Below are 25,700 nucleotides of genomic sequence, written 5' to 3'. Positions count from 1 at the left end.
AGGTCAGCTTTGGTTAAAAAAGCTTGCTTGTGCAGCAGCTGATTTGTCTTCGATGCTGACGTTGACATTTGCTGGTGAGATCAGAAATACCTTCTTGGTTACACGTTCGATTGTTCCGTGCAAACCAAATGCGAGTCCGCTTGCAAAATCAACCAGACGCTTGTGTTCTGATTCATCCATATCGGTGAGGTTAATGATTACTGGATTTCCTAAGCGAAAGTGCTCACCGATTGTGCGGGCCTCGTTGTAGAAACGTGGATGCAAAGTAACGATGCGATCTAAAACTGGAAGATCAAGTTGGGGCGCTACTTCAACAGCTGATGTGTGACGAACCGCTGACACTGAACGAGCTTCGCGAGTCTTAATGCGAACATCACCGGTTGCTGCAACACCTGGAGTGGCAGATGTTTGTGGAGTATCAAACTCGGGATCATCCATCAAGCCAAGATAGTTTCCGATACGACGCATTGGATTAGACATATCCAAAGTTTATAGGTGGGGTGAGCGAGAACCGAGGATTGATGAACCTATGCGCACATGTGTCGCGCCATGCACAATTGCCGATTCGTAGTCTCCACTCATGCCTGCAGATAACGACTGCGCTGAAGGAAAAAGCTTCATAAACTCGGTATGAATTAATGCTAATTGGGCAAACCCTTGGTTGGGATCCATGCCCAAGGGAGGCACCGACATCAGGCCGGCCAGGGTATGAGTCTCTGATTTTTCAACTGCGGTGGCTAATGAATACAAATCTTCAAGACCTGCTCCCCCTCGATGATGTGCGCCATCTAATGAAACTTGCAAGAAAATTTCCAAAGGATGCGGCGCAACTTTTTCAATGATTTCAAAATGTCGTGGGTCATCTAAAGAGTGAATGACAGATGCCCAGGAGGTAATCGATTTCAACTTATTGCTTTGAATCTGACCCTGAAAGTGCCATTTTCCGGAAACGATTGCCGCCTTCTCAGCACCTTCGGCATCACGGTTTTCTCCAAAATCTCGAACACCTAGTTCATACAAAATCTGTGCATCACTAACAGGAAAGGTCTTTGTAACGGCAACGATGGTTACTTCATGGTCGGCCACCGCGGAAATCCTTGAGCGTACTAACTCTAAGTTCTGAGCCAGTTCTTCAGCACGGTTCATAAGCTAACTACTCCAGCAAAACGTCCAGTTGGATTATCCCTGCGGTGTGAAAAGTAAAGTGGATCTTCTTTAGTGCAGATTATTGAAGCTTCGTAGGAAACGCCCTCGGTGCGCAAATCTGCGATTAAACCAGCTGAAAGATTTAGAGCCGGCGTTCCATGAAGTGTGGTTGAAAAAGCTCGTGGATTATCCGCAATTACTTCTTGTTGCATATCAAAAGGCACCTCGTAACATTTACCACAGATCGATGGGCCGAGAATTGCATGGACCTCGATGGCTCCAAGGGTGCGCATCTGATGCAAAGCTTTTATAGCAACTCTATTAACCAGACCTGCTCGTCCGACATGCACAGCGGCTACCGCCTCTTGCGAAATAAGCAGCAAAGGAATGCAATCTGCAACCATGACCGCTAGAGAAATTCCCTTAGTTGCCGTAACTAGAGCATCACATGTTGGCTCTTGCTCCAGCACATGGTCAATTACAACTACATCACTTCCATGCAGTTGATTCATGAATTGCGTGTCCCCAAGTAATGCACGATTGGCAGCGACTGCAGAAGGATCATCACCGACATGAAAACCAAAGTTCAAAGATTCATACACGCCAAGGCTTGAGCCTTTGCGTCGATCGGTAAATAAGTGAGGCAAAGCCTTACTTCATGAAGTCAGGGACGTCGATTTCATCCTCTGCAACAAGCTCTTCAAAGGTCACGCGACGCTTGGGAGTGTCATTGCCAAGATCAAGTGCAACAGAGATTGGATCATTTGCTGGAATCGGATCTGCAACGCCACCTAGCGTTGCTACATTAATTGTCGGAGCTGAAACCCGCTTAGGTTCACCACCTTCAAAACCAGCAGCAACAACAGTAATTCGCACCTCATCACCAAGAGCGTCATCGATCGTGGTTCCGAAAATAAACTTTGCGTTTGGATGCACAGCAGATTGAACTAGTTCGCACGCTTCGTTGACTTCGAATAAACCAAGATCTGACCCGCCAGATACAGAAAGTAGTACACCCATAGCTCCATCGATTGATGCTTCAAGGAGCGGACTTGAAATAGCTAACTCAGCTGCACGAATCGCTCGATTTTCTCCACGTGCAGAACCAATTCCCATTAAAGCAGAACCAGCACCAGACATGACAGCCTTAACATCGGCAAAGTCCAGATTTATTAAACCAGGTTGAGTAATAATCTCTGTAATTCCCTGAACGCCTGACAGTAAAACTTGATCAGCGCTTTTGAAAGCATCGGCTAATGTAATTGTGCGATCTGAAATTGCGAGCAAGCGATCATTAGGAATAACGATCAGTGTATCTACCTCGGCACGAAGCGCTTCGATACCAACATCAGCTTGAGCCGAACGCAACTTAGCTTCAAATGAGAATGGACGTGTGACAACACCAATAGTTAATGCACCGATTTCTTTTGCAATCTTTGCAACGATTGGTGCAGCACCCGTTCCGGTTCCGCCACCTTCTCCGGCAGTAACAAACACCATGTCTGCGCCACGAAGAATTTCTTCAATGTCGTCTGCATGATCGAGTGCAGCTTCACGTCCTTTATCTGGATCCATGCCTGCGCCAAGTCCGCGCGTTGTCTTTCGACCAATATCTAGTTTTACATCGGCATCACTCATTAATAAATGTTGTGCATCTGTATTAATCGCAATGAACTCGACGCCCTTTAATCCGACGTCAATCATTCGATTGATTGCGTTAACTCCACCGCCACCAATACCTACAACTTTGATGACCGCTAAATAATTTTGTGGTGAAGCCACAATATTTCCTCCTTATGAACCATAAACCTCAACTTGAGGCTTACTATTCAATGCTTTTCGATAAGGCGAACCTAAAGCGCATACGGGTGATTATCAAACACCGACATGAAGTGTTTACCGTGTCGTAAATTTGAATTCTATTTAACGATTGGTGCATGTGGTGCAGAAACATCAACTCTCTTTATCGCTGCATTTTCTGGCAGTGAAATAAGTGCTTTATAAACCTTTATTTTCAATTCTTTGTCAGTATCTCTTCCCCAACGGATTTCAATATTCTTGCCCGCATTATTCGCTACCAGGACAAGTGCTCCACTGCTGCGAATCTTTACAACCATCAATGTGGACTTGAGATCCGAGGGAAGGGTTGTAAAAAAGGTAACCGCCCTGATTGCAGCTGCTAAATCTCCGGCTTGAACTTTAACCAAATTTGTAGGTTGCCCTTCACGAACCTCAAAGCTCTTTCCGGTCGAATCAATAACTAAGTTGTTGTATATAGCAACTGGTGTTCGTTCAGTTAACTCAATCAAGACCTTGCCGTTGATCCAATTTCTCGAAACTTTGGCCTTTGCAACCCAATCAAGTTTTTCAAAACGTGCAGCAACTGCGCGAGGTTCTACTCGAGCCAGCTTTTGCCCCGCAACAATCCCGCTGTTTATCTGAGAATTTCCACCGACTATTTCAATGGAGCTGACGGTAAAAAGTGATGACCAACCCAAAACATATGTGACACCAGCTAGTAGTACGGCAGAGGTCAAAAGCAAAAGTCGACGGTTCATGATTATGCAAAACGACGATTCAGGCCATCCACGATGATGGGGGCAAGGGAGCTCACATCACCGGCGCCTAAAGTCATGATGACATCGCCAGGTTGTGCCATTTCGATCACTGAATCTGTAACTTCCACAAAGTTTGGTATGTACTCACCATTCTTCATTTGGTGTGTAATCAATTTAGAGGTAACACCATCAATTGGTTTTTCGCTCGCTGCATACACTTCCAGAACGATTGCGCGATCGGCGGTATCAAGCACCGAAGCAAAAGCAGAAGCAAAGGCTTGAGTTCGGGAATATCGATGTGGTTGGAAAATTACGATCAAGCGGCCATCTGCTGCAAATCGACGAGCGGCCTCAAGAGTTACTTGAATTTCAGTTGGGTGATGTCCGTAATCATCTATGACACGAACTCCGTGAACCGTTCCAATCAGTTCAAAGCGTCGACCAGTTCCACGGAATGTGCCCAATCCAGTAAGTAATTCAGCGGCACCAAAGCCAAGTTTTAAGCCCGTCGCCAATACACCTGCCGCATTTAGCAAATTGTGATGACCTGGAATTTGCAATTCGATATGGCCAACTGATTTTCCATTCCATACCGCACGAGCAGTCGAACCCATGGTCATTAGTTCTATGTGGTCAATATGAAGATCGGCACCTTCAGAAACTCCGTATGAAATTAACTGCACATTTTTTGTAGTGCCAGCTAACGCAACAGCACCAGCGTCATCGGCGCAATAAGTAAGAAAACCTTCAGGTTTTATAGTTCCCGCGAAATCTCTAAATGCTTGGGCAACAGATTCTGCGGTTGGAAAAAAATCCACATGATCATGTTCGACATTTGTCACAATTGCAGCGAAAGGATGGTATTCAATAAAAGATCCATCTGACTCATCAGCCTCTGCCACAAAGATTTCACCTGTACCACGATGCGCATTTGATCCAGAGGCGGTGATTGTTCCGCCGATGGCAAAGGAAGGATCGGCTGCACACGCCTGCAGAGCAACTGCAAGCATTGATGATGTGGTCGTCTTTCCATGTGTTCCTGCAACTGCAATACTTTTTGATTCTGACATTAAGACCGCAAGAGCTGCAGCACGGGTCAAAATAGGAATCTTTAGCTCTACCGCCCTAGCTCGTTCAGGATTGTTGACAGAAATTGCATTCGAATAAACGACCAAATCTGCGCCATCAACATGTGTTGCATCATGTGAAGTTGCAACAGTGGCACCTAGCGCAGATAAAGCAATTACAACCGATGAATCCTTTGCGTCTGATCCGCTGACTGTGATGCCGTGTGACAAAGCAATTCGTGCTAATCCACTCATTCCTGCACCGCCGATGCCAATGAAGTGAATGCGCTTACCAACTAGTGAGGATAAAGATTGATTCATGGCTTCATCGCAAATTCTGTAAGTGCAACAATTTTTTCAGCAGCATGTAAATCGGCACCATTGCCTTGAATTGGAGCAATCACAGACTTTGCAAGCAAACTAGTAATCTGATCCTTCAAGAAATCTGCTGTGAAGTCCTTTTGAGTAATGATTTGTGCGCGATTATCTGCAACAAGGGATGCGGCGTTAACAAACTGCTCGCCATTTCCAATTGGTAGAGGCACAAAAAGAGCGTAACGCCCAAGTGCTCTAAATTCGCTGCAGGTAACAGCACCGCTACGCCCGATGATCAAATCTGCGGCCAAATATGCATCTGCCATCGCATCAACATATGCAACGGGCTTATACCCACCAGTGGTCTTAGGCAGGGCGTTGAGTTTTCCGACTGAGTGCAAAACCGATAACCCAAGTTTGTTGAATGTCTCTATCGCAGATTCAATCACCTTGTTTATTGCTACCGAGCCTTGGGATCCACCCATTACAAATATCAAAGGGGTATCTGCTGCAAAACCAAGTCGCACCTTTGCCGTGCGACGCGACACGGCCCAATCAGATTGTGAATCACTAAATGCTTTGGCTACATCTGATCGCAAAGGCAGGCCAGCCAATAACGCGTTCTCAAACTTTCCAGATTCGACAGAGTGAGCAACTGCTAAGTGTTCTGTAAGTGCCGACCCAAGGCGGTTTGCCCAACCTGGCTTTGCATTTGCTTCGTGGATAACAATGGGAACTCCAGAAATCTTGGCTGCAATATACGCTGGTGCGCTTACATATCCCCCAAAGCCAATCACTACATCAGCATTCTTAATTACTTTTTTTGATTGATGTATAGATGAGATTAAATCAAATGGGATGTTCAGCCATGAAGCAGATGGTTTACGTGAGATCCGAACACGTGGGATTAGTTGTAATTCAAAGTTTGCAGCCGGCACCAAAGTATTTTCAAGACCAGTAGATGTTCCCAGAAAAACTAGTCGATCGTGTGGATGGGAAATTTTCCATTGACGGGCCACAGCCAAGGCAGGTTCAACATGGCCGGCCGTGCCGCCACCTGCTAGAACTACCGTAGCCATTTAATACCTGTTTCCCTTAACTCTTTATAGATTACTGGGTCTCTACGTGCAGCACCCAACATAAAGCCGATTCCCATGTACGTGGCGATTAAGGCAGATCCACCATAGGAGACAAGGGGCAAAGTCACACCAACTACTGGCAGAACACTTATAGCTGAACCGATGTTTAAAATTGTTTGAATCGCAATCCAGCAACCAAATCCAGATGCAACATATCGAACCATTGGATCATTTGCACGTAGGGCTAATTTGAAAATAGAAAAGAGCAAAGTGCATAGCAATAACAGTGTTGCGATTGTTCCGAATAAACCAAGTTCCTCGCCAATAACGGAAAAAATAAAGTCGGTGTGTGCTTCTGCAAGATTGCCCCACTTTTGTCGGCTTGCACCAAGTCCAACGCCAAAAAAGCCACCACTAGCAAGGCCCAGCAAACTATGGGCAGGCTGCCATCCATATAACTTGTATTGATCTTCGGCAAAAGGATTTAGGAAAACCATAAATCGTTGTACGCGATATGGTGAAGTCAAAATCGCAGCGGTTAAGCCAACTAGTCCGACACTTAAGGCAATTCCAAAAACTCCAAGTCGCAACCCTGAAACCCACAACAAGCCAGCCAAAATACAGGCGAAAATTGAGGCTGTTCCAAGGTCACTTCCGAGCATCACCAAAAGAATGCATAGGCCAAACGCTGGTGCGATTTGCTTAAGAACTACCGTGTGAGCAACCCCAGAGCGTTCTTGTTTGGCAAGCATGAATCCTGCCCACAAAATCATGAGAAACTTTGCAACTTCACTTGGCTGAACATCTACAAATCCCAAGCTAATCCAGTTGTGGTTACCGTTGACGCTCCTGCCTATTAATTGAACAAGAAGCAAAAGGCCTATTGAAAGTATGAATCCAAAACGTGCAAAAAATTTCCATTGGGTCAAAGAAAAACGGGAGAAAACCCAGGCCATTGGTATCGACAGAACTAAGAAAATTAACTGTCGTAATACAACTGCATAGGAAGAGCCTTTTGAATCAAGGGAATAAATCGATGATGCCGAAAAAACCATAACGAGGCCAAGAAGACTTAAACCCAAGGTGCTGCCAAGTAACATATAGAAGAGATTTACAGGTTTTGTGAAAAAAGTTTCACGCAGCTGACTACTCATGAGCAACTACCTTGCGGACGGCGGCAGCGAAGCGATCTCCACGATCTGCGTACGAGATAAACTGATCCATCGAAGCACATGCTGGTGCCATCAAAACGGTATCTCCTGGCGCTACCAATGTGGCAGCTTGTGCAACCACTGCCTCCATCAAAGAATTTGAAACTCCGCCACGTACGTAATCAGCAGGGGTGTCAACAAAAATAATTGGTACGTCAGGTGCGTGTTCGTGTAAAGCATCTGCGATTAACTGACGATCCGTACCGATAAGAATCACTGACTTAATTCGAGCTTTGCAACGTTGAATAACCGAATTCATATCTGCGCCTTTTGCCAATCCGCCAGCAATCCAGACAACAGAGAGGTGAGACATCAACGATGCTGCAGCAGCATGGGGATTAGTGGCTTTTGAATCATCAACCCAAGAAATTGCGTCATTTTCAAATACGGTCTCTATACGGTGACGTCCAGGTTTAAACTCTTGCAACGCCTTTTGGATGTGCTCATGGGAAACTCCCACTGTTCGAGCAAGTGCTGCTGCAGCAAGTGCATTAGAAACATTGTGGGGCACAGTCGGCGTGATGTCCTTAAGCTCGCACAACATCGCGGCTTCCTGAGGATCTGACACAAATGCTCGATCGACCAGTAACTCTTCTACAACACCTACTTCACCAGGTCCTGGAGTCTCGAGTGAGAAAAAGACTTTTCGTCCCGTAAATCGATTAGCTCGTGCTACGACTTCTTGATCATCGGCATTTAAGACAGCCAATTCAGTTCTATCCAATATCGAAAATTTAGCATCAGCATAAGCTTCAAAGGTGCCATGCCAATCTAGGTGGTCATCTGCAATGTTTAGGATTGCAGCCGATACGAATTGTGCTTGCTTAGCCCAATGAAGATGGAAAGATGAAAGCTCTAGCACCAGGTAGTCATAAGAATCTTTACGATCAACCGCCTCAATCACGGTGTCACCTACATTGCCACAAGCAACTGCCTTTAACCCAGCGGTTTGCAGAATCTTTGCGACCATTTCAACAGTTGTAGTCTTTCCATTAGTGCCAGTCAGGGCTAACCATTTTTGTCCTGGAGAAATTTCATTTCGAATCTGCCATGCAAGATCAATTTCATTAAGTATCTGCAGTTTACTATTTTGCACCTTAACAACTAATGGGTGATCTTGACGCCAACCTGGTGAAATGACAACAGCATCAAAATTAGCTAGATCAATACTTTCTGGCTTTACGGCATCGATAGAATTGTCATCAGTAATTGTTACCAAACCACCGCGGCTTTTCAATGAAGTAGCAACGGCTGACCCCGTCACACCTGCTCCTAAGATTAGGAAGCGTTGGTCAGCAAAATGAATAGACATTTATTATTTGGCTACCCATTGCGCATAAAACAAACCAAGACCAGCGGCTACCGACAAGCCAGCGATAATCCAGAAGCGAATAACAATAGTTATTTGTTCCCAACCGACTAATTCAAAGTGATGATGTAGAGGTGCCATTTTGAAAACACGTTTTCCGCCAGTGATTTTGAAGTACAGAGTTTGAATAAGTACCGACATGGTGATGATGACAAAGAGCCCACCTAAAGGAATTAGTAGTAGTTCTACCCGTAAAGTTGCTGCTAATCCAGCAATTGCTCCACCTAAGGCCAAAGAGCCCGTGTCACCCATAAATATTTTGGCTGGTGCTGTGTTCCACCAAAGGAATCCAGTACAACCACCGGCAAATGCCGCAGCAAGAACCGCTAGATCCAGAGGATCGCGCACCGCGTAACAGCCAGCAACTGCATTGAGTGCACAGCTTTGTCCAAACTCCCAAACGCCAATTAACACAAATGCCAAGAAAGTCATAATTGATGCGCCAGTGGCTAATCCATCAAGGCCGTCGGATAAGTTCACGCCGTTACTTGCAGACATCACCATGATGACAATCCAAACGATTGCCAAGCCAGAGCCTAAGTAAATTGAAGTTTCGCGCACGCCTGACAAATACTGAGAAATTGGAGTTAAGGAATCAGAATCAACAAACTGTAGCCCGAGATAACCGAAAATGGCGGCAGAAATTGCTTGGCCAATTAACTTGAACCGACCCGGTAACCCCCGTGAATTCTGTCGAGAGACTTTAAGCCAGTCATCTAAGAAACCAATTAAACCAAGAGAAACAACTAATCCAATAACCAGCACAGCAGAAACTGTTAGTGGATTACCTGTCACTAAGTGAGCAGTTAAGTAACCAAGGACTGCAGCAAGAATAAAAATGATTCCACCCATAGTTGGGGTGCCATGCTTGATGTGATGACTGCTTGGGCCATCATCGCGAATTATCTGCCCATAACCCTTGGCTGCAAGAATGCGAATTAATACGCGAGTTCCAAATAGTGCAAAGACCAGAGCGAATGCACCGGCAATCAGGATCTGTCTCAACTTTCAACTCCGCTCTTGTTTAGCCACAAACTCTCTAACTTCTGTGCGAGTACTTCAAAACCCTCAGAACGTGATGCTTTTACAAGAACCACATCACCTGCAGAGAAATAATCTGTCATAGCTAGACATTCATCAATGCTTGCGTAGTGATGGACAAGCATCTGGCCCATTGGATTGCCATATTCAGGTGCACCTATAGCGACCAAGTGATCGATACCTATCTCTTGGGCTAGGGTGCCAATTGCTTCATGCTGAGCAGTACTTGACTCGCCGAGTTCATGCATTTTTCCTACAAAAGCCCATGATTCCCCACCGCGTTCTTGTGCAAAAAGCACCAATGAGCGCATTGCAGCAGCCATTGAATCTGGATTAGCGTTGTATGAATCATTGATTATCAATAGTCCAAAGGCGTCATGGAGCTCCATCCGCCACTTACTAGCGTTTTCAGCTGTCGATAGCGAGCTAGCAATTAATTCGATTGGTAGTTCTAATGCCGTTCCGACGGCTGCAACAGCAAGTGCATTTGAAATCTGGTGTTCCCCAACTAAACGCATGCCAACGGCATCTCGCCCTGCTGGCGTAACAAGATCAAAGTGTGGGCAGCCTTCCCGAATTTCAATGTCCGCTGCGCGAACTTCTTGACCATTACCAAAAAGAATTGTGCGACCTGAATGAAGCGATGCCATTGCAGGAGTGTATTGATCATAGCTTCCAAGAATAGCGATGCCATCTGCATTTAATGACTGAACTAATTCTGACTTAGTTTCTGCGATTGCTTGAACTGAACCAAATTCGCCAAGGTGGGCGGTACCAACAACTAGAACAACCGCAATATTTGGTTGTGCAATTTCACATAGTCGAGCGATATCTCCTTTATGACGCGCACCCATTTCAAGAATACAAAATTTTGTTCGCTCGTCACATTCCAATAAGGTAATTGGTAAACCTAGGTCATTATTGAATGAGCCCTTTGGCGCAACAGTTGGTCCAGCAACACTGAGCATGTGAGCGAGCAAATCTTTTGTGCTCGTCTTTCCCTGCGACCCGGTGATACCTACAACTGTTAAGCCAGTTAAGCGCCTTCGAACAAATGCAGCTAACACAGATAATGCGATCAAAACATCAGCAACAACTATGCAGGGACCATCAATTCGATGAGTTGTAAGAGAAAACACGGCACCTGCACGATAGGCATCAGCTACAAAATCATGTCCATCAAAGTTGTCACCTTTAAGAGCTAAGAAGATGCAGCCCGGGGTTGCCAAACGCGAATCAAATACAGGTGCTTTAGAAACCAACAAATCTTTATCGCAATGAAGTTCTCCGCCGACTAATAAGGCGATCTCTGCTGCGGTTAAAGTAATCACTTCTTGTCCTCGATTGCTCGAGCAAGTTCTACACGATCATCAAAGGGATGGTTTATTCCAGCGATTTCCTGACCTTTTTCATGGCCTTTTCCTAGGATCAATACAAGGTCACCATCTTGAGCCTCATTGACGGCGGTTTTTATAGCAGTGGATCGATCAACAATCACAGCACTTGGTTCGTGAATATCTAGCCCCAATGTCATTTGAACTAAAATCTCTTCAGGCTTTTCTGAACGTGGGTTATCGCTTGTAAAAATTGCGACATCTGCTCCTTCGTGCAACGCCTTTCCCATCAATGGACGCTTCGATGTATCACGGTCTCCGCCGCAACCAAGTACAGCAATTACGCGACCATCTGTAATTTCCTGGGCGGTTTCTAAGACTCGAGCGACAGCATCTGGTGAGTGTGCGTAATCGACAAGTGCCGTAAAGTTTTGACCAAGACGCACAGATTCGAGTCGTCCAGCTGCCCCTGTTAGATGAGGCAAAATTGCAGCGATATCTATTGGATCTATTCCGCTTTCATTTGCGATAGCCACAGCCATCAAAAGATTGTCATAGTTGTAGCCGCCATGTAATTGCACTTTTCCTTCAATCAAAATTCCTCCGCTGCCTCGTATTGCTACATAAGCACCCGCATAGTCCGGTGAAATTGAAACGTAGTGCCAGGTTGCACCGTGATTGAGGCGCGAAACACTCATTACTGGAAGCTCAGTTTTCGCAGCTAGCTGAACTCCATGGGCATCATCAATATTGATTACAGCTAAATCTGCAAACTCATAGGTAAACAATTTTGCCTTAGCCGCAAAATAATCTTCCATAGTTTTATGGAAATCTAAGTGATCCTGTGAGAGATTAGTAAAAGCAACTACGGCAAAGTGACTGCCACGAATTCGTTCAAGGGTAATTGCATGGCTCGAAACTTCCATAACAAGGTTGCGCATATGGCGCTCACGCATAACCGCTGATAATGCCTGCAAATCAGTGCTTTCGGGGGTTGTCCGCTTACTTGCAAGGGTTTCGTTACCAATTCGAGTTTCCACAGTGCCAATTAATCCACTGTCGCGGCCTGCCGCCGACATAATCTGATGCAACAAAGTTGTAACTGTTGTCTTTCCGTTTGTTCCAGTTACTCCGACACTATATAAATCCCTCATTGGCTCGCTGTAGAACCAAGCACTGATCACACCAGCTGCTCGTCGTGGGTGTTCGCTAATAATTACAGGAACGCCCGACACCTTTATTGCTCCTGCAGTATCAGTCAGAACCGCTACCGCACCACGAGCAATAGCATCTTGCACGAAGTTTGCACCATGTACTTTTTCTCCAGGTAAGGCGATGAATAAATCGCCTTCTTGGACATCTTTGCTGGACAGCGATATTCCGGTTATTACTACGTCTGCATCACCCGTCAGAGTTGCATTTGCAATCGCTGCGACAGATTGAACTGTTCTTTTGAATTCCTCAATCGGTCTTGACACGGGCGGCCTTCTTTGCAGCAATCAATTGCTTTTCGGTCAATGCAACCGGAATAATCTTTGTACCAGTAGGTGCGATTCCCTTTGACTGAAGTACAAATGACATGACTTTTTTAAACACTGGTCCACCAAGGTAGCCACCCCAGTGCAATCCCTTTGGATCCTGGATGGTTACTGAAATTACGTACGCTGGATTGTCTGCTGGTGCAAAACCAATAAATGAAGCGGTGTAACCTCGGTAGCAACCGCAGGTGTCATCGATGCGTTGCGCGGTTCCAGTTTTTCCAGCTACTCGATATCCAGAAATCGCTGCAGAAGGTGCTGTTCCATTTTCCGAAACCACACTCTCCATCATCAAACGCATCTTTGTTGCTGTGTCTGCACTGATTACTCGAACGCTCTCGCGGGTTGCCGATGGCGTGTAATTTCCACTGGAATCACTTGTTCCAGCAATTACCGTTGGAGATACTCGAACTCCATTATTTGCGATTGTCGCGAAAACACTTGTTGCCTGCATCGCCGTTAAAGAGTAACCCTGCCCAAAAGCCACAGTTGGTGCGGTTGTTCCGGACCAATCCGCAACCTCTCTAAGAATTCCTCGAGATTCCCCCGGTAATCCTGACCCTGTCTTTAAGCCGATTCCAAATTTTGTTAAGTAGTCGTAAAGTGTTTGATTCGAAAGCATTTCACCAATTTTGATTGAACCAGTATTACTTGAAACTGCAAGAACTCCTGCTGTCGTTAAGCGCTGATCTGGATGTGGTTCATGATCGTGGAATGTCTTATCGGAACGTTTTAAAGCGTATGGAATTGTTAAAACTGTTTCAGGGGTAATTTTCTTTTCTTCTAGCGCTGCAGCAAGTGTCATAACCTTGCCAGTCGAGCCTGGTTCGTAGACATCTTGAACAGAGGGATTTCGCATAGCTACCAATGAAACTTTTGATGTGTTATTTGGATTAAAAGTTGGAGCAGTTGCATGCGCCAAAATCTGCCCTGTCTTTGGATCCATCACAATTACTGTTCCGCTAAGTGCATTAGAGGATTTAACTGCTTCTGCGATAGCTTTTGCTGCAACCCATTGAATGTCGCGATCTACGGTTAGTCGAATCGATGATCCAGTTTGTGCTGGAATGATTTCTGACTGTGAACCAGGGATCTCAGCTTTATAACCATTGGCATACGAATATTTACCTTGCGTGCCAGAGATAGTTGAATTCATGCTGGATTCAAGACCTGTTGCACCGATTCCTTCATGATTAACAAAACCAATTAAGGATGCAATCAAAGAACCAGAGGGATACTCACGAACATAACTACGCTCTGGAAAGAAGCCGATGATCCGATCCGGACTCATTCCAGGAAATTTTGAGTTGTACTGCTCGATTGCCTTTGTCAGTTTCAGCCATGTTGCAGGCTTAGCATTTTCAGCAACCATGCTCCACTTGCGCTTGCCGGTCAGTGCTGTTTGCACATCAGTGACGCTCATATTGAGTATTGGAGCGACAAAAGCTGCAACTTTGGCTGGATCCAAAATCTGAGTTTGATCTACCACGATGCTAGTTGCTGAAACGCTTCGAGCAAAAGGCACTCCATGAATATCGGTGATGTCACCGCGTGGTGCTTGAAGAGTCTTTACTTTTTCCATTTCATTTACCGCGCGTGCACGATAATCACTTGCCTGTAGCGCCTGGACCTGTACAAGTCGAAGCCCAAACAAAAACATAATCACAGCGGTCATAACAATGAGCGCTCTGATTCGATTATGAGTTAATGAGAAGTTACCCATTTTTTACCGGTACTTCAGTGATTGGCTTATCTAAAGATAGGAAGGTCGGATTTTCTGAAGGTCTCATTCCTAATTCCGCTGCAGCTTTTGCGAGTGCATCAGGCGAAGAGATTTTATCTATCTCGCGAGCAATTGCCTCACGCTCATCACTTATTAGTTTGGCTTCAAGTTTTAAGCTAGTAATTTCAAATGCGTCTTGTGCCAGCAATGTATTGATCAGCAGAAGGAACATCAGACCAAGAGTGCCAACGACAGTGACAAATTTTGCAAAGAACTTTCGATTTGCTTGCTTTCCGCTTGATACATCTGGCACAAGCCTAAGGACAGCTTGTGCTGACTTTTGGGCGAAAATCTCTTTTGAGCGGGTAATTGCAGGCGCAAATGCTGTCATTGCCATTACGCGGCCACTCTTTCAATTGCGCGAAGGCGTACAGATTGAGAACGTGAATTCTCTTCAAGTTCAGCATCTGTTGGGGTTTCGCTTCCGCGTGTAATCATTGAAAACTTGGCGGCAAATTCTGGAAGTTCAAAAGGAAGATTGCGTGGAGTTCCAGATGTAGTTGATGCCACAAATAACTGCTTAACAATTCGATCTTCAAGGGACTGAAATGACATAACAACTAGTCGAGCGCCCACATTGAGGAGCTCGAGAGTCGCGGGTAGTGCGCGCGTGATTGTTCCTAGTTCATCATTTGTTTCAATACGCAGCGCCTGGAATGTTCGCTTTGCTGGATTGCCACCGGTGCGACGAGTTGCAGCCGGGATAGCCTCTTTAACCAATGCGGCAAGCTGTGTCGTTGAGTTCATTGGGGAAATTGCGCGCTGCTTAACAATTGATTCGACAATTCTTGTCGCGAACTTTTCTTCACCATATGTGCGAAGGATGCGAACCAAATGACCTGGTTCGTAAGTATTGATTATCTCCCCCGCTGTCAGTGATTGTGAGCGATCCATGCGCATATCAAGTGGTGCATCCTGTGAATAAGAAAAACCTCGTTCTGGCTGATCTAGTTGCATTGAAGAAACGCCAAGATCAAACAAAGCTCCATCAATGTGCTTATATCCAAAGTTTGCAACTACATCTGCAATGCCATCAAAGGTTGAATGTGCGGTCTTTAGTCGATCGCCAAATGGTGCAAGGCGCGCAGTGGCTTTGGCAATTGCATCAAAATCGCGATCAATACCAATAACAGTTAGATGTGGAAACTTTTGTAGTAAAGCTTCTGTGTGACCGCCAAGACCTAATGTTGCATCTACAACAACTGGATGAGCAGAAGCCGTAATCGCAGGGGATAAAAGATCGACGCAACGATCGCGCATTACGGACACATGTTCTGTCGTGCTGGTCATCTCTTCCCCCTCTCATATATTGATAGAACTAACTACTAGCTCTCATCTCTGGTCACTGCCGGCCGACGGATCTTTGTGTTGTAACGGCGCCGGGGAAGGGGCGCCGTTACGTTCGAAGGGTCGGCAGTGGCCACAAATGAGAGTTAGAACAAACCTGGAAAGACCTCCTCGGAAACATCCGCAAAGCTCTTTTCACGATCTGTTAAATATTCATTCCATGCAGTTGCGTCCCAAATTTCAACGCGAGTATTCGCACCAATAACAACGCACTCTTTTTCTAAACCTGCATACGTGCGAAGTGATTGTGGAATTGTTACGCGACCTTGACGATCAGGAATTTCATCGTGTGCGCCAGCAAACATCACACGGCTGTAATCACGTGCGGATTTTGCAGTGACTGGCGCTTGCTTAAGTGTCTCTGTTATTACTGAAAATTCATTCGATGGAAAAACATAAAGACAACGTTCTTGTCCTTTTGTGATTACTAAACCTGCAGCTAGTTCGTCGCGGAATTTCGCGGGAAGTATGAGGCGACCTTTGTCATCAAGACGTGGCTCGTGGGTGCCTAGAAACATTTTCAGCGCCCCCTTCCCCAGGTTTGCCTGCTTAATTCCCCACTTTACTCCACTTTTCTCCTTTTTCAACCACCTTTTCCCACTTTCTGCCCCTTTGGCCCCACTCGCCCCCCCCAGTGCGGAGGCATGAAAAAAGCCCCTCAGGAAGAGGGGCTTAGGTACTCGCTGTGCGAGGAATTAATACTCGTGGCTATTCCTGTCCTCTGCTGTCCCATCGCTTTTCCATGCGATCACTTAAGGATGAGCGTGAGCGAGGCTTCTTTGCAGCCTTGATCGATGAGCGTGGGCTAAAGCTTGAGATGGCGCTGATAACTCCGCTGAGAGCAATCAGGAATCCAAGGATTCCGATGGGAGTTACCTTTGAGACAAGGCCCCCGAATAATGTGACTAGGCCCAATACAACAAGGCCTGCACCGATCATGATGCGATTGCGTGACGGGGCTACTGCGTTTGCAGAAAGAGCTGAAACTAGGCGTGGATCCTCCGTTAAGAGGGCAGCCTCCATCTCATCGAGCAAGCGCTTTTCGCGATCTGAAAGTTCCACAGGCTCACAATAGAACAGATTGTCTAAGCCCGCTACTCACTTTCGGCATCGCCGGGCTTGATCAATCGGGCAGGTCTCACAGATCCATCTCCAAAACGCTCACGGGCTTTATCTATAGCCCCTTCTGCCTCCCGCCAGCCCTTTTCACGCTCGCCCAGGATCATTTGTACAGGTGCTCCCTCGCTTAAATTCTCCAGGGAAACTCCGACTAACCGCAGGCGAGCTCTATCGATACGCAATGCTTCATATAAACCCTTAACAACTTCATACACATCGTGGGTGCTATCAATTGGCAATGGCAATGTCTTTGACCGATTAATCGTTGAGAAATCGCCAAACCTAACCTTGATACTTATTGTTTTGGCAAACAATCCTTTGTCTCGCAAACGCGATGTTGCGCGCTCACACAACCGCAAATATTCACGCAGAATTTCTTCAGGGTTATCTAAATCAGTCGGAAAGGTTTCTGCAGCGCTAATACTTTTTTCCGCATCTTGTGGTGCAACATCTCGATAATCCCGGCCCCACGCAAGTTCATGCAGTGTTGCACCTGCTGCTTCACCAACTGCACGAATTAAAGTTGTGCGTGGCAAGTGCGCAATGTCTTCAATTATGCGAAGCCCTAATCGTTCTAGAACTTCGGCTGTCTTTGGGCCTACTCCCCACATCGCAGAAATTGGCAAGGGGTGCAGGAATTCCAAAATTCGATCACTAGTAATTTCTAGCATTCCATTTGGTTTGCAATGGGTCGATGCTAACTTTGCAATGAACTTAGATGGTGCGATTCCAACAGAACATGTAATGCCCTCTTGTGCTTCAACCTTTGCCCGAATTGCTGTTGCTATCTCGCGTCCCGTACCTAATAACTTCTTAGCACCTGTCACATCTAGAAATGCTTCATCAACTGATACAGGTTCGACATTGGGTGTAAAGCTCTCAAAGATTTCCATGATGTGACCAGAGACCTCTTGGTAGCGAGCCATATCAACCGGTAAAAAGATTGCATGTGGTGCTAACCGTCTAGCTTGCCCTACAGGCATGGCAGAGTGGATTCCGAACTTGCGCGCTTCATAATTGGCAGCAGAGACAACTCCACGTGTACCCATTCCGATAACAACAGCCTTACCTTTTAGCGCAGGGTTATCTTTTTCGGCCACCGATGCGAAAAATGCATCCATATCGACATGAAGAATCGTTGCCTGGGTTGGCTTGTCATCTGTCGTCATATTGCGAGCGTACTTTGTTTGGTGCTCCAACTTTCGTAAGCAGCACGTAAATCCCACGCCCCGGTGGCTCTTATCGATATTCCCCTGGCCCCAGTTCTGCGGGTTACACCCCGAACAAGTAACAGGGATGTGGAATACAAAACATTGGCGTATTCGCTCTGAACATCAGTAAAAAATGTGGAATCACTGAGCCCATATCCATCATCTAGCGTTAAGAAGATGACACGTTTGCCCGATCGCACCGGCGGTGTCTGCATCGCAACCTTGATACCTGCAACAAGCACTGATGACTGTGATCGTTGCTTTAACAAATCACTAGATCGCACGGCACCGATTGCATTAAGGAACTCTCCGTAAAATTCAATCATGTGACGAGACATATCGATACCCAGTCGATCGACTTCGTACTTCACACTTTCAGCTGCACTCATTGCCGGCAGACCACTGCTAATTAGTGCAGGTGGTTCGAAGCCTAGGTTCAGCTGCGCACCAGATACGGCCATACCTGGAGATTTTTGTAGATCTGAAAAATGCAGCAATAGATCCCTGCGATTGACACCTGTGTGCAGTACATCAAATGCACCTGTAAGAATCATGCTTTCGATAATTGGTGTGCTGGACCCTGATCTGCGAACAAAATCATTTAAGTCAATGTAGGGACGGCCAGCGATAATTGATTGCACTTCGGCCTCGCTAATGCCACTAATAGTTGTTAGTGCGATTCGAATTGCATTACCGTGATCTTCGACCCTGTACACGGAATCAGATGCGTTGATATCAAGGGGCGCAATAGTGATTCCCATTTGTCTGACCTCATCGACAATTAATCGTTTGGGGTACATGCCAGGGTCATGGGTTAATACCCCAGCAAAAAATGCTGCCGGGTAATGTGTTTTAAGCCAAGCGGATTGATATGTAGGTAAGGCAAAAGCTGCAGCGTGTGCTTTGCAAAAACCAAAGGATGCAAAGGCGCGCAGCACATCCCAGATTTCGTTGATGATTGGTAGTTCATAGCCCTTGGCGATTGCAGCAGGAAAGAACCAATCGCAGACTTCTTGTTGACCAACCCTGTCCCCCAACGATCTGCGTTTTTCATCAGCTGTTGCCAAAGAAACCCCGGTCATCGTTGCAATGATCTGAATAACTTGTTCGTGGAAGACAACAACGCCTTCGGTATGGGCCAAAATCTCGTACAAATCAGGGTGAATTATCTGTGCCGTGCTCCACCCATGACGTGCCTTTAAAAATGGCGTGATCATGTCGCTTTTAACTGGCCCCGGCCTAAACAAGGAAATATCAATAATTAAATCGGTGAAGTTTTTAGGAGCAAGCTTTCCTACTAGTTCGCGCTGTCCAGGGCTTTCAATCTGAAAGATTCCAAGCGTCTTGGTGGATTGAATTAATTCGTATGTCGCGGCGTCATCTAGTGGCACCGTATCGATATCGATTTTCTCTTCATGGACCCGTTCAATTTCTCGCACTGAATAGGCAATGGTTGATTGCATACGAACACCCAGCACATCTAGCTTTAACAATCCAACTGCTTCTACATCATCTTTATCAAAGGCCACCATGGGATATCCCCCGGCACTTGCCATCAACGGCGCGCGATCTAAAAAGCCACCATCTGACAAAACAATTGCACAAGGATGCATTGCAAGGTGCCGCGGCAAACCATCTAGGCGTTGTGCCATTTCAATTGTTGCAGCCATTAATGGGGCAGATGTATTGAGACGACGAAGTTCGGGGAGTGATTCAAGAGTCTTTGCAATATTGCGAGCACGCACATGTGGCATTGATTTTGCCAACATATCTATCTCCATGCCTGGCAGACCAAGTGCTGCACCGGCATCTCTGATTGCATGGCGCCCACGGTATGTATCGACCATAGAAACAACTGCGCATCGTGATTGATTAGTAGGTGAAGCCCAATTGCTATCGCCATATCGTTTAAAGACCATGTCATAGATTTCTAATCTGCGCGCAGATTCAACATCGATATCAATATCAGGTAGGGCCCGGCGCAGCGGTGAACAAAAGCGTTCCATTAACAAACCATGTTGCATGGGCTCAACACCTGAAATACCAAGCAGATGACAAATAAGGGAGCCTGCACCGCTGCCACGTGCTGCAACTCGAATACCAGCATTGCGGGCCATATCTGCAATATCTGCAACAGTTAAAAAATATGATTCAAATCCAAGTGTTGCAACGGTTGCTAATTCGTCATCTAAACGTGCGCGAGCTTTGCTGATTTGATCGCTGCTGGTGTATCGCCAGTTAATGCCAGCCTCGCTTCTGGCACGTAGCAATGTGCGCATTTCTTGAGCGGTATTGACGCCTACTACATGGGGTTCTGGCAGGTGGGCTGCACCTAATCCGATATCTCGCTGGGGCGATAACAAAGAGCGCTCTGCCCATTCGCGAGTTGTCTTTAATAACGCACGTGGTGTTCGCTCTCCTGCAGCTCGTGCGATTTCGGCTGCTAATGAAATCATTTCATCGCTAGATTTTAAAAAGCCTTCGGCGTTGCTACGTTCGATATGACGATCATGCAACGGAACTAACTGGCGCACACAATCTAAGACATCTGCCACCGGGCCATCGGTACGATCCTTCATGCGCGCAGCGTTGGTGATTACAGCATCTAAATCATTATCGCGCGCAAAGATTAAGGAACGGGCTGCATGCTCGGTAGAGCGCGGACCACCCCCTGCTACCAAATGTGAAACACATTCAATTGCATTGTTAGCAAATAGGTCCCGAGTTTGATTAAAGATAGCTAACGCTTGATCAAAGCGGTGGTTTTGTATTGCGCTACTAATGGGTGATTCAGGGCCGTGCATCGCATAGACATTGGTGCTGTATTGACTGAACTGTTGCAAAAAATCTAAGCTTAAAACCGGAACGCGGGTATCACTTGTCATTGTCAGCGATGTCATTAATCTGCAGAGCGAGCGCCATCCCCCATCGCTATGTGCCAACAATGTGATGCGACCTTTTGCATTACCCAGGTCAATGGCACAGTTGACTCCGATGATCGGTGCGATCCCGTAATCAACACAGCTTTGCGTAAAACGGATAGCACCAGCTAACCCATCACGATCTGTTAGCGCTAGCGCTGGCATTTCAAACTGCGCAGCACGTTGTACTAAATCGCTGGGTTGGGTTGTTCCGTATTTCAATGAATAGCCACTGGCAACATTGAGGTGGATAAAACTCATACGTTACGAATAATCCACTGACCTGTTACTTCATCACGTTCTAGTTCGAAGGTTGTTAGCGCCCCAATGGGTGCCGCCTCTACCCGCCACACAGCACGTGCCTGATCATCGGGGCGATACTTGCCATCGCTAATGCGATTCCACCAGCCACCTGCTTCACACCATCTAGATAAGACCGCATGAATGCGAAAACGTTTTCCTTTATAGGTGAACTCAACAGGCGTTGTTGCCCCATCGATAGTGACATCAAGGGCGGAGTTAACCTGGCTGGCTGACATTTGTGAGGCTACCTTTCAAGGCTGTGGATATTCGAACAGATGTTCGAAAAATAGCCCTTGCCACCGACAAATAGCAAGCCCCAGAACCGTGATGAGCGCGTGTTGAGCCTAGGGACCCAAGGAGCCTGCGTGCCCCACAATTACCCCATGGAGATCATCGGTGGATTAATTGCAGGTGGTTTCATCGGGGCAGTTCTTGGCTTCATCGGGGCGGGCGGGGCGATGCTCACAGTTCCCATTCTTTTGTACCTCTTTGATTTCACACCACAGACTGCAACTACCGCGGCCTTGGCAGTGGTCTTAACCGCTGCAATCTCAGGGCTTTTACCAAAGATAAAAAGTAAAGAGGTTCTATTCAGAGAAGCCTCAATAATTTGGGGGCTTGGCTTAACCACAAATATTGCTTTTTCAATCCTGGCCTACCACTTAAGTAATTCAGTTCTTACAACAGGTTTAGCTCTTGTGTTAGTTATTGCCGGAACTTCCATGCTTATTAAACCAATTGCCGGAACAGAAAAGAGAGTTCCGCTCTTATGGCTAGTTTTGATCTCTTTAGTAATTGGAATGATCACAGGATTGTTTGGTATCGGCGGAGGATTTCTTGCAATCCCAATCTTGGTCTTGTTCTTTAAAGTTCCGCAAGGAAAAGCTGCAGGAACCTCACTTGCTATTATCGCAATTAACTCGATTACCGCTTTCTTTGGGCACTATCAAAGCTGGGATGATGTTAATTGGAAGGTTCCGCTAGTTATGGCTGTCGCAGCTGTAACCGTTGCTCGACTGGCTTCAATTAAAAGTGGGCAAGTAGATCCTGCTTGGCTGAAAAAGGGTTTTGCAATTCTTCTTTACGCGATTGCAATCTTTACATTGCTGCAGACTTGGGTTATTGCTTAAGCGCTCGCACCTTGATGTACTTTGATTGAAGTCCAACAACTAGATACAACAGAACCGGAAAGGCAAATGCAACCGGTAGCGAAGTGACTTCGGCAATCAACCCAATCAGTGTTGGTCCACCAAAGTAGGCAGCAATTGCAATTAATCCAATGCGAGCCAAACCAACTGATGGTGCAATTCCTGGAATAGATGCTGCCGCTAAATTAAAGGCTGGAAAAAATGGCCCCATTCCAAGACCGGCTGCTGCAAAACCAGCACAAACAACTATCAAACCTAATGTCTGGTGAGATTCGGATAATGGAATGCCAATAAGCATGCCAACTCCCCACAACCCGCCACCAAAATATCCGCCGTACTTAACGGTGTTCACGTGGCCCCACTTTTCAAAGGCACGATCGCCCAACAAGCGACTTACAATCATGGCTAAGGAAAATGTAGTTGCTGCTGCTGCGTTCAAGCCTTTGCCGATTCCCATGTGGTCCTGCAAAAGGATTCCACTCCATTCGTAGGCACCGCCTTCTGGAATCAACGAACACATCAATCCGATACCAAGTGCCCACAGAACCAATGACTCTTTCCCAAACAAAGCTACTTTGCCTGCATCACCTTCGCCGGGTTCACCCAAATGTCCATCATGTTCTGCGGGTAATAAATAATGAGCAATAAATTGATAGACGAGCAAGCCAAAGATTGCAATAGCAATCAAGTTTTCTCGCGGAGTTACAAAGTTGGCTACAAGGCCACCTAACAAGGTCGCTGCAAATGCACCGATACTCCACAATCCATGAAAGCTAGACATCCAGCGCCCTTTTGTAAGTTTTTCAATTTCAACTGCTTGGCCATTAATCGCAATGTCCATAAAGGCGACATTAAAACCGGTGATGAATAAACCAAGTACAAGAGTTTCAACATTGTTTGCAAGACCAACTACAAAAACACCTACTGGTAAGAAGACTCCTGAAATTTGAACAACCAATTTTGATGAGTATGTGTGCACGACCCGTCCTGCAATCTGAGCTCCTGGGATGGCACCAACAGTGCTCGCAAGCAAGACAAGACCGAACTGACCATCACTTAGTCCCAGCGAATCCTTAATCTCAGGAATTCGTGGGATCCAAGCAAGACCCAAGAAACCCAAAAAGAAAAAACACCCCCGCACGGCATTGCGAGCTCTTATTCCCAGCGCATACAAATCGGTTGTCATATAGAGATGAGGGTACTTCAATTACTCGATAATCTAGGTGCATGGAAGGCGTAAAAGAAAAAGCAGCTGTTAAGCGGGTGCTTGCTGCCCTGCACGAATACGGCCTTGAAGGTGAAGTCCATGTTCTGTCAGACAGTGCGCGCACCGCACAAGAGGCAGCAACTGGCCTTGGTATTGAAGTCGGACAGATTGCATCATCTCTAATTTTTAAACTTCCAGATGATTCACCGCTTTTAATTATTACAAGCGGACGTCACCGAGTAGATATCGATTTAGTTGCCAAGAACCTAGGTGTTGAAAAACTCGGTCGGGTTGATGCTGATTTTGTAAAAGAGAAATCTGGATTTTCTATTGGTGGCGTGAGCCCATTGGGGTGGATTTCAAAGCCAGAAATCATCCTTATTGATCAAGCGCTCAACGATTACGAGGTTGTTTGGGCTGCTGCTGGACATCCTCATGCGGTGTATCCAACAACCTATGTCGAATTGATTCAATGCACTGGTGCGCAACCAATGATTGTTGGCGACTAGTGATTGTTGCTTATTTTTGGCGGATCAAACCTGCCGCTGTTCCTTTCGCAATTCTTGCAATGGCTCTTGATCGTTTTGCATTAAGACGTTCTGCAAATGTTGGATTCTTCAAATCATTGGGTACTGGCAAAGGAGAAACTTTCACTCCTGCAGATGCCAATGCATTCCGCTGGGGGTTGGTCGCACAAGTCCATGACATAGATGCTTTCGACCAATCTTTTGTGATTAAACAGTGGCGCAAGAATTGTGTCGATGAATTCCGTGCTGTGCTTGAACCAATTTCATCTCATGGCAAATGGGCTGGGTATGAGCCATTTGAACCAACAGTTAAAGAATGGGATGGACCAGTTGTAGCCATTACCCGAGCCCGTATTAAGTGGCATCAAAACTTTAGATTCTGGAGTTCGGTTCCTCCGGTAACAATTTCGCTTAAGTCAGCACCAGGATTACTTGCTGCTATCGGTATTGGTGAAGCACCTATTGGATTACAGGGCACTTTTTCACTGTGGGAATCATCTGCTGCAATTAAGAACTTTGCATATAAAGGTGCTGCTCATCAAAAGGCGATTGCTGATACTGCAACCTATAACTGGTACTCAGAAGAGCTATTTGCGCGCTTTGCCGTCAAGGATATGCGCGGCACAATTGCCTAACTACTGCTTATAAACCAAATAGGGCAGACTTGCACCTATGTCTATCCGCCATTACACCCCACGACGCAGAGCACGCGGTGGTGCATCTCCCCTGCTGATTAAGGTCATGGGTATTGCTCTTGGCGCGACAGTTTTTATGCAGATCCTTTATCCATTAGTTGATGGTGGATTACTTGGCGTTATAACTATTGCCTCTGTTTACACCGCTGCATTAGCGATGTTTTTACATGGAATCGCTGCATATGGCGCGCGTTACGGCTGGAGCATGTTGGGTATCACTCTGATCTTTGGTTACTTGATCGAACAACTTGGCGTTTCAACAAGTTGGCCATTTGGTGAATACACCTACTCGGATACCTTGGGTCCAAAGATTTTTTCTGTTCCACTAGTTGTCCCCTTTGCTTGGGTAATGATTGCTCATCCGTGTTTAGTTGCGGCTCGTCGCATTGGTAAGTCATGGGTCTTTTTATATGGCGCACTATTAATGATGGCCTGGGATTTGTTCTTAGATCCACTAATGGTTTCTGCCGGTCGCTGGACCTGGGTAGTTACAGGTTCACACATTCCATTTCAACCTGAAATTCCGTTGTCTAATGCATTCGGTTGGTTGCTATCTGGAATGCTCTTGATGACTCTTCTGCACTTTTTAACCCCTCGTGATCGACGTAAGAATGGCGGATCGTTAATCACTGCGGATCTTTTGTTGTTCTGGACATGGTTTTCAGGTGTTGTAGGAAATCTATTCTTCTTTAGCCGTCCAGGCATTGCAGTTTTTTCAGGGTTATTATTGGGAGCCTTACTGGTTCCATACTTCTTTAACCGTTGGGTCGGAAGACCGTAA

25 protein-coding genes are annotated in these 25,700 nt (G+C 46.1%); 4 read left to right on the top strand and 21 right to left on the bottom strand.

Annotation, left to right across the window (positions count from 1 at the left end; all coding sequences use genetic code 11):
• Nucleotides 1-3: 3 nt before the first annotated feature.
• The 20 genes from AC9UGD_RS02505 to AC9UGD_RS02410 form a co-directional block, all read right to left on the bottom strand.
• Complete coding sequence (locus tag AC9UGD_RS02505) at nt 4-480, bottom strand: cell division protein SepF (RefSeq protein WP_509569072.1); 477 nt, start codon at nt 478-480, stop codon at nt 4-6.
• 9 nt (nt 481-489) lie between these two features.
• A complete protein-coding gene (locus AC9UGD_RS02500; RefSeq protein WP_509569069.1) occupies nt 490-1,146 on the bottom strand; it encodes a YggS family pyridoxal phosphate-dependent enzyme in 657 nt (218 codons plus the stop codon).
• On the bottom strand, nt 1,143-1,793 hold the full coding sequence (locus tag AC9UGD_RS02495) for a purine nucleoside phosphorylase YfiH/LACC1 family protein (protein WP_509569066.1): 651 nt from the start codon (nt 1,791-1,793) through the stop codon (nt 1,143-1,145). The genes AC9UGD_RS02500 and AC9UGD_RS02495 overlap by 4 nt, the downstream gene beginning before the upstream one ends.
• A 4-nt stretch (nt 1,794-1,797) precedes the next feature.
• Complete coding sequence (ftsZ, locus tag AC9UGD_RS02490) at nt 1,798-2,928, bottom strand: cell division protein FtsZ (RefSeq protein WP_509569063.1); 1,131 nt, start codon at nt 2,926-2,928, stop codon at nt 1,798-1,800.
• Nucleotides 2,929-3,065: 137 nt separating this feature from the next.
• Nucleotides 3,066-3,704 (bottom strand): cell division protein FtsQ/DivIB, encoded by a 639-nt coding sequence (locus tag AC9UGD_RS02485; protein WP_509569061.1) that lies wholly within the window; start codon nt 3,702-3,704, stop codon nt 3,066-3,068.
• A gap of 2 nt (nt 3,705-3,706) precedes the next feature.
• Nucleotides 3,707-5,092, bottom strand: a complete 1,386-nt coding sequence (gene murC, locus AC9UGD_RS02480) for a UDP-N-acetylmuramate--L-alanine ligase (protein WP_509569058.1) — start codon at nt 5,090-5,092, stop codon at nt 3,707-3,709.
• The gene (locus AC9UGD_RS02475; RefSeq protein WP_509569056.1) at nt 5,089-6,165 is read right to left on the bottom strand and encodes a UDP-N-acetylglucosamine--N-acetylmuramyl-(pentapeptide) pyrophosphoryl-undecaprenol N-acetylglucosamine transferase; all 1,077 of its coding nucleotides are present in this window, start codon (nt 6,163-6,165) and stop codon (nt 5,089-5,091) included. The genes murC and AC9UGD_RS02475 overlap by 4 nt, the downstream gene beginning before the upstream one ends.
• On the bottom strand, nt 6,153-7,319 hold the full coding sequence (gene ftsW, locus AC9UGD_RS02470; RefSeq protein WP_509569053.1) for a putative lipid II flippase FtsW: 1,167 nt from the start codon (nt 7,317-7,319) through the stop codon (nt 6,153-6,155). Before ftsW ends, AC9UGD_RS02475 begins: the two co-directional genes overlap by 13 nt.
• Nucleotides 7,312-8,688: a UDP-N-acetylmuramoyl-L-alanine--D-glutamate ligase gene (gene murD, locus AC9UGD_RS02465; protein ID WP_509569050.1), complete on the bottom strand. Its 1,377-nt coding sequence runs from the start codon at nt 8,686-8,688 to the stop codon at nt 7,312-7,314. Before murD ends, ftsW begins: the two co-directional genes overlap by 8 nt.
• Nucleotides 8,689-8,691: 3 nt before the next feature.
• Nucleotides 8,692-9,750, bottom strand: a complete 1,059-nt coding sequence (gene mraY / locus AC9UGD_RS02460) for a phospho-N-acetylmuramoyl-pentapeptide-transferase (RefSeq protein WP_509569048.1) — start codon at nt 9,748-9,750, stop codon at nt 8,692-8,694.
• The gene (locus AC9UGD_RS02455) at nt 9,747-11,117 is read right to left on the bottom strand and encodes a UDP-N-acetylmuramoyl-tripeptide--D-alanyl-D-alanine ligase (protein ID WP_509569045.1); all 1,371 of its coding nucleotides are present in this window, start codon (nt 11,115-11,117) and stop codon (nt 9,747-9,749) included. Before AC9UGD_RS02455 ends, mraY begins: the two co-directional genes overlap by 4 nt.
• Nucleotides 11,114-12,598: a UDP-N-acetylmuramoyl-L-alanyl-D-glutamate--2,6-diaminopimelate ligase gene (locus AC9UGD_RS02450; RefSeq protein WP_509569043.1), complete on the bottom strand. Its 1,485-nt coding sequence runs from the start codon at nt 12,596-12,598 to the stop codon at nt 11,114-11,116. The genes AC9UGD_RS02455 and AC9UGD_RS02450 overlap by 4 nt, the downstream gene beginning before the upstream one ends.
• Entirely contained in the window at nt 12,582-14,381 is a 1,800-nt protein-coding gene (locus AC9UGD_RS02445) for a peptidoglycan D,D-transpeptidase FtsI family protein (protein ID WP_509569040.1), read from the bottom strand. The genes AC9UGD_RS02450 and AC9UGD_RS02445 overlap by 17 nt, the downstream gene beginning before the upstream one ends.
• Complete coding sequence (gene ftsL / locus AC9UGD_RS02440) at nt 14,374-14,778, bottom strand: cell division protein FtsL (RefSeq protein ID WP_509569037.1); 405 nt, start codon at nt 14,776-14,778, stop codon at nt 14,374-14,376. The genes AC9UGD_RS02445 and ftsL overlap by 8 nt, the downstream gene beginning before the upstream one ends.
• Complete coding sequence (gene rsmH, locus AC9UGD_RS02435; protein ID WP_509569034.1) at nt 14,778-15,731, bottom strand: 16S rRNA (cytosine(1402)-N(4))-methyltransferase RsmH; 954 nt, start codon at nt 15,729-15,731, stop codon at nt 14,778-14,780. Before rsmH ends, ftsL begins: the two co-directional genes overlap by 1 nt.
• A gap of 143 nt (nt 15,732-15,874) precedes the next feature.
• Entirely contained in the window at nt 15,875-16,306 is a 432-nt protein-coding gene (gene mraZ, locus AC9UGD_RS02430) for a division/cell wall cluster transcriptional repressor MraZ (RefSeq protein ID WP_509569031.1), read from the bottom strand.
• A gap of 190 nt (nt 16,307-16,496) precedes the next feature.
• Nucleotides 16,497-16,850, bottom strand: a complete 354-nt coding sequence (locus AC9UGD_RS02425) for a DUF3040 domain-containing protein (RefSeq protein ID WP_509569028.1) — start codon at nt 16,848-16,850, stop codon at nt 16,497-16,499.
• 32 nt (nt 16,851-16,882) lie between these two features.
• On the bottom strand, nt 16,883-18,076 hold the full coding sequence (gene dinB, locus AC9UGD_RS02420; RefSeq protein ID WP_509569025.1) for a DNA polymerase IV: 1,194 nt from the start codon (nt 18,074-18,076) through the stop codon (nt 16,883-16,885).
• Entirely contained in the window at nt 18,073-21,300 is a 3,228-nt protein-coding gene (locus tag AC9UGD_RS02415; protein ID WP_509569023.1) for a DNA polymerase III subunit alpha, read from the bottom strand. The genes dinB and AC9UGD_RS02415 overlap by 4 nt, the downstream gene beginning before the upstream one ends.
• Nucleotides 21,297-21,578 (bottom strand): DUF6504 family protein, encoded by a 282-nt coding sequence (locus AC9UGD_RS02410; RefSeq protein ID WP_509569020.1) that lies wholly within the window; start codon nt 21,576-21,578, stop codon nt 21,297-21,299. Before AC9UGD_RS02410 ends, AC9UGD_RS02415 begins: the two co-directional genes overlap by 4 nt.
• A 147-nt stretch (nt 21,579-21,725) precedes the next feature.
• Between AC9UGD_RS02410 and AC9UGD_RS02405 the strand changes: the two genes are divergently transcribed.
• Nucleotides 21,726-22,472, top strand: coding sequence for a sulfite exporter TauE/SafE family protein (locus tag AC9UGD_RS02405; protein ID WP_509569017.1), 747 nt, complete (start codon nt 21,726-21,728; stop codon nt 22,470-22,472).
• Here AC9UGD_RS02405 and AC9UGD_RS02400 read toward each other — a convergent pair.
• Nucleotides 22,462-23,676 (bottom strand): MFS transporter, encoded by a 1,215-nt coding sequence (locus tag AC9UGD_RS02400; RefSeq protein ID WP_509569014.1) that lies wholly within the window; start codon nt 23,674-23,676, stop codon nt 22,462-22,464. The two genes, AC9UGD_RS02405 and AC9UGD_RS02400, sit on opposite strands and share 11 nt — an antisense overlap.
• A 41-nt stretch (nt 23,677-23,717) precedes the next feature.
• Here AC9UGD_RS02400 and AC9UGD_RS02395 point away from each other — a divergent pair, with 41 nt between their 5' ends.
• Genes AC9UGD_RS02395 through AC9UGD_RS02385 form a run of 3 tightly spaced genes read left to right on the top strand, consistent with a single transcriptional unit; the run spans nt 23,718 to nt 25,700 of the window.
• Nucleotides 23,718-24,206: a YbaK/EbsC family protein gene (locus AC9UGD_RS02395; RefSeq protein WP_509569011.1), complete on the top strand. Its 489-nt coding sequence runs from the start codon at nt 23,718-23,720 to the stop codon at nt 24,204-24,206.
• Nucleotides 24,206-24,859: a spheroidene monooxygenase gene (locus AC9UGD_RS02390; RefSeq protein WP_509569008.1), complete on the top strand. Its 654-nt coding sequence runs from the start codon at nt 24,206-24,208 to the stop codon at nt 24,857-24,859. The genes AC9UGD_RS02395 and AC9UGD_RS02390 overlap by 1 nt, the downstream gene beginning before the upstream one ends.
• Nucleotides 24,860-24,896: 37 nt before the next feature.
• Nucleotides 24,897-25,700, top strand: a complete 804-nt coding sequence (locus AC9UGD_RS02385; RefSeq protein ID WP_509569005.1) for a carotenoid biosynthesis protein — start codon at nt 24,897-24,899, stop codon at nt 25,698-25,700.

The organism is Candidatus Planktophila sp., assembly GCF_044232745.1.
Classification (GTDB): Bacteria; Actinomycetota; Actinomycetes; order Nanopelagicales; family Nanopelagicaceae; genus Planktophila.
The sequence above is the reverse complement of the archived record's forward strand: the minus strand, read 5'-3'. Positions and strand labels throughout refer to the sequence as shown.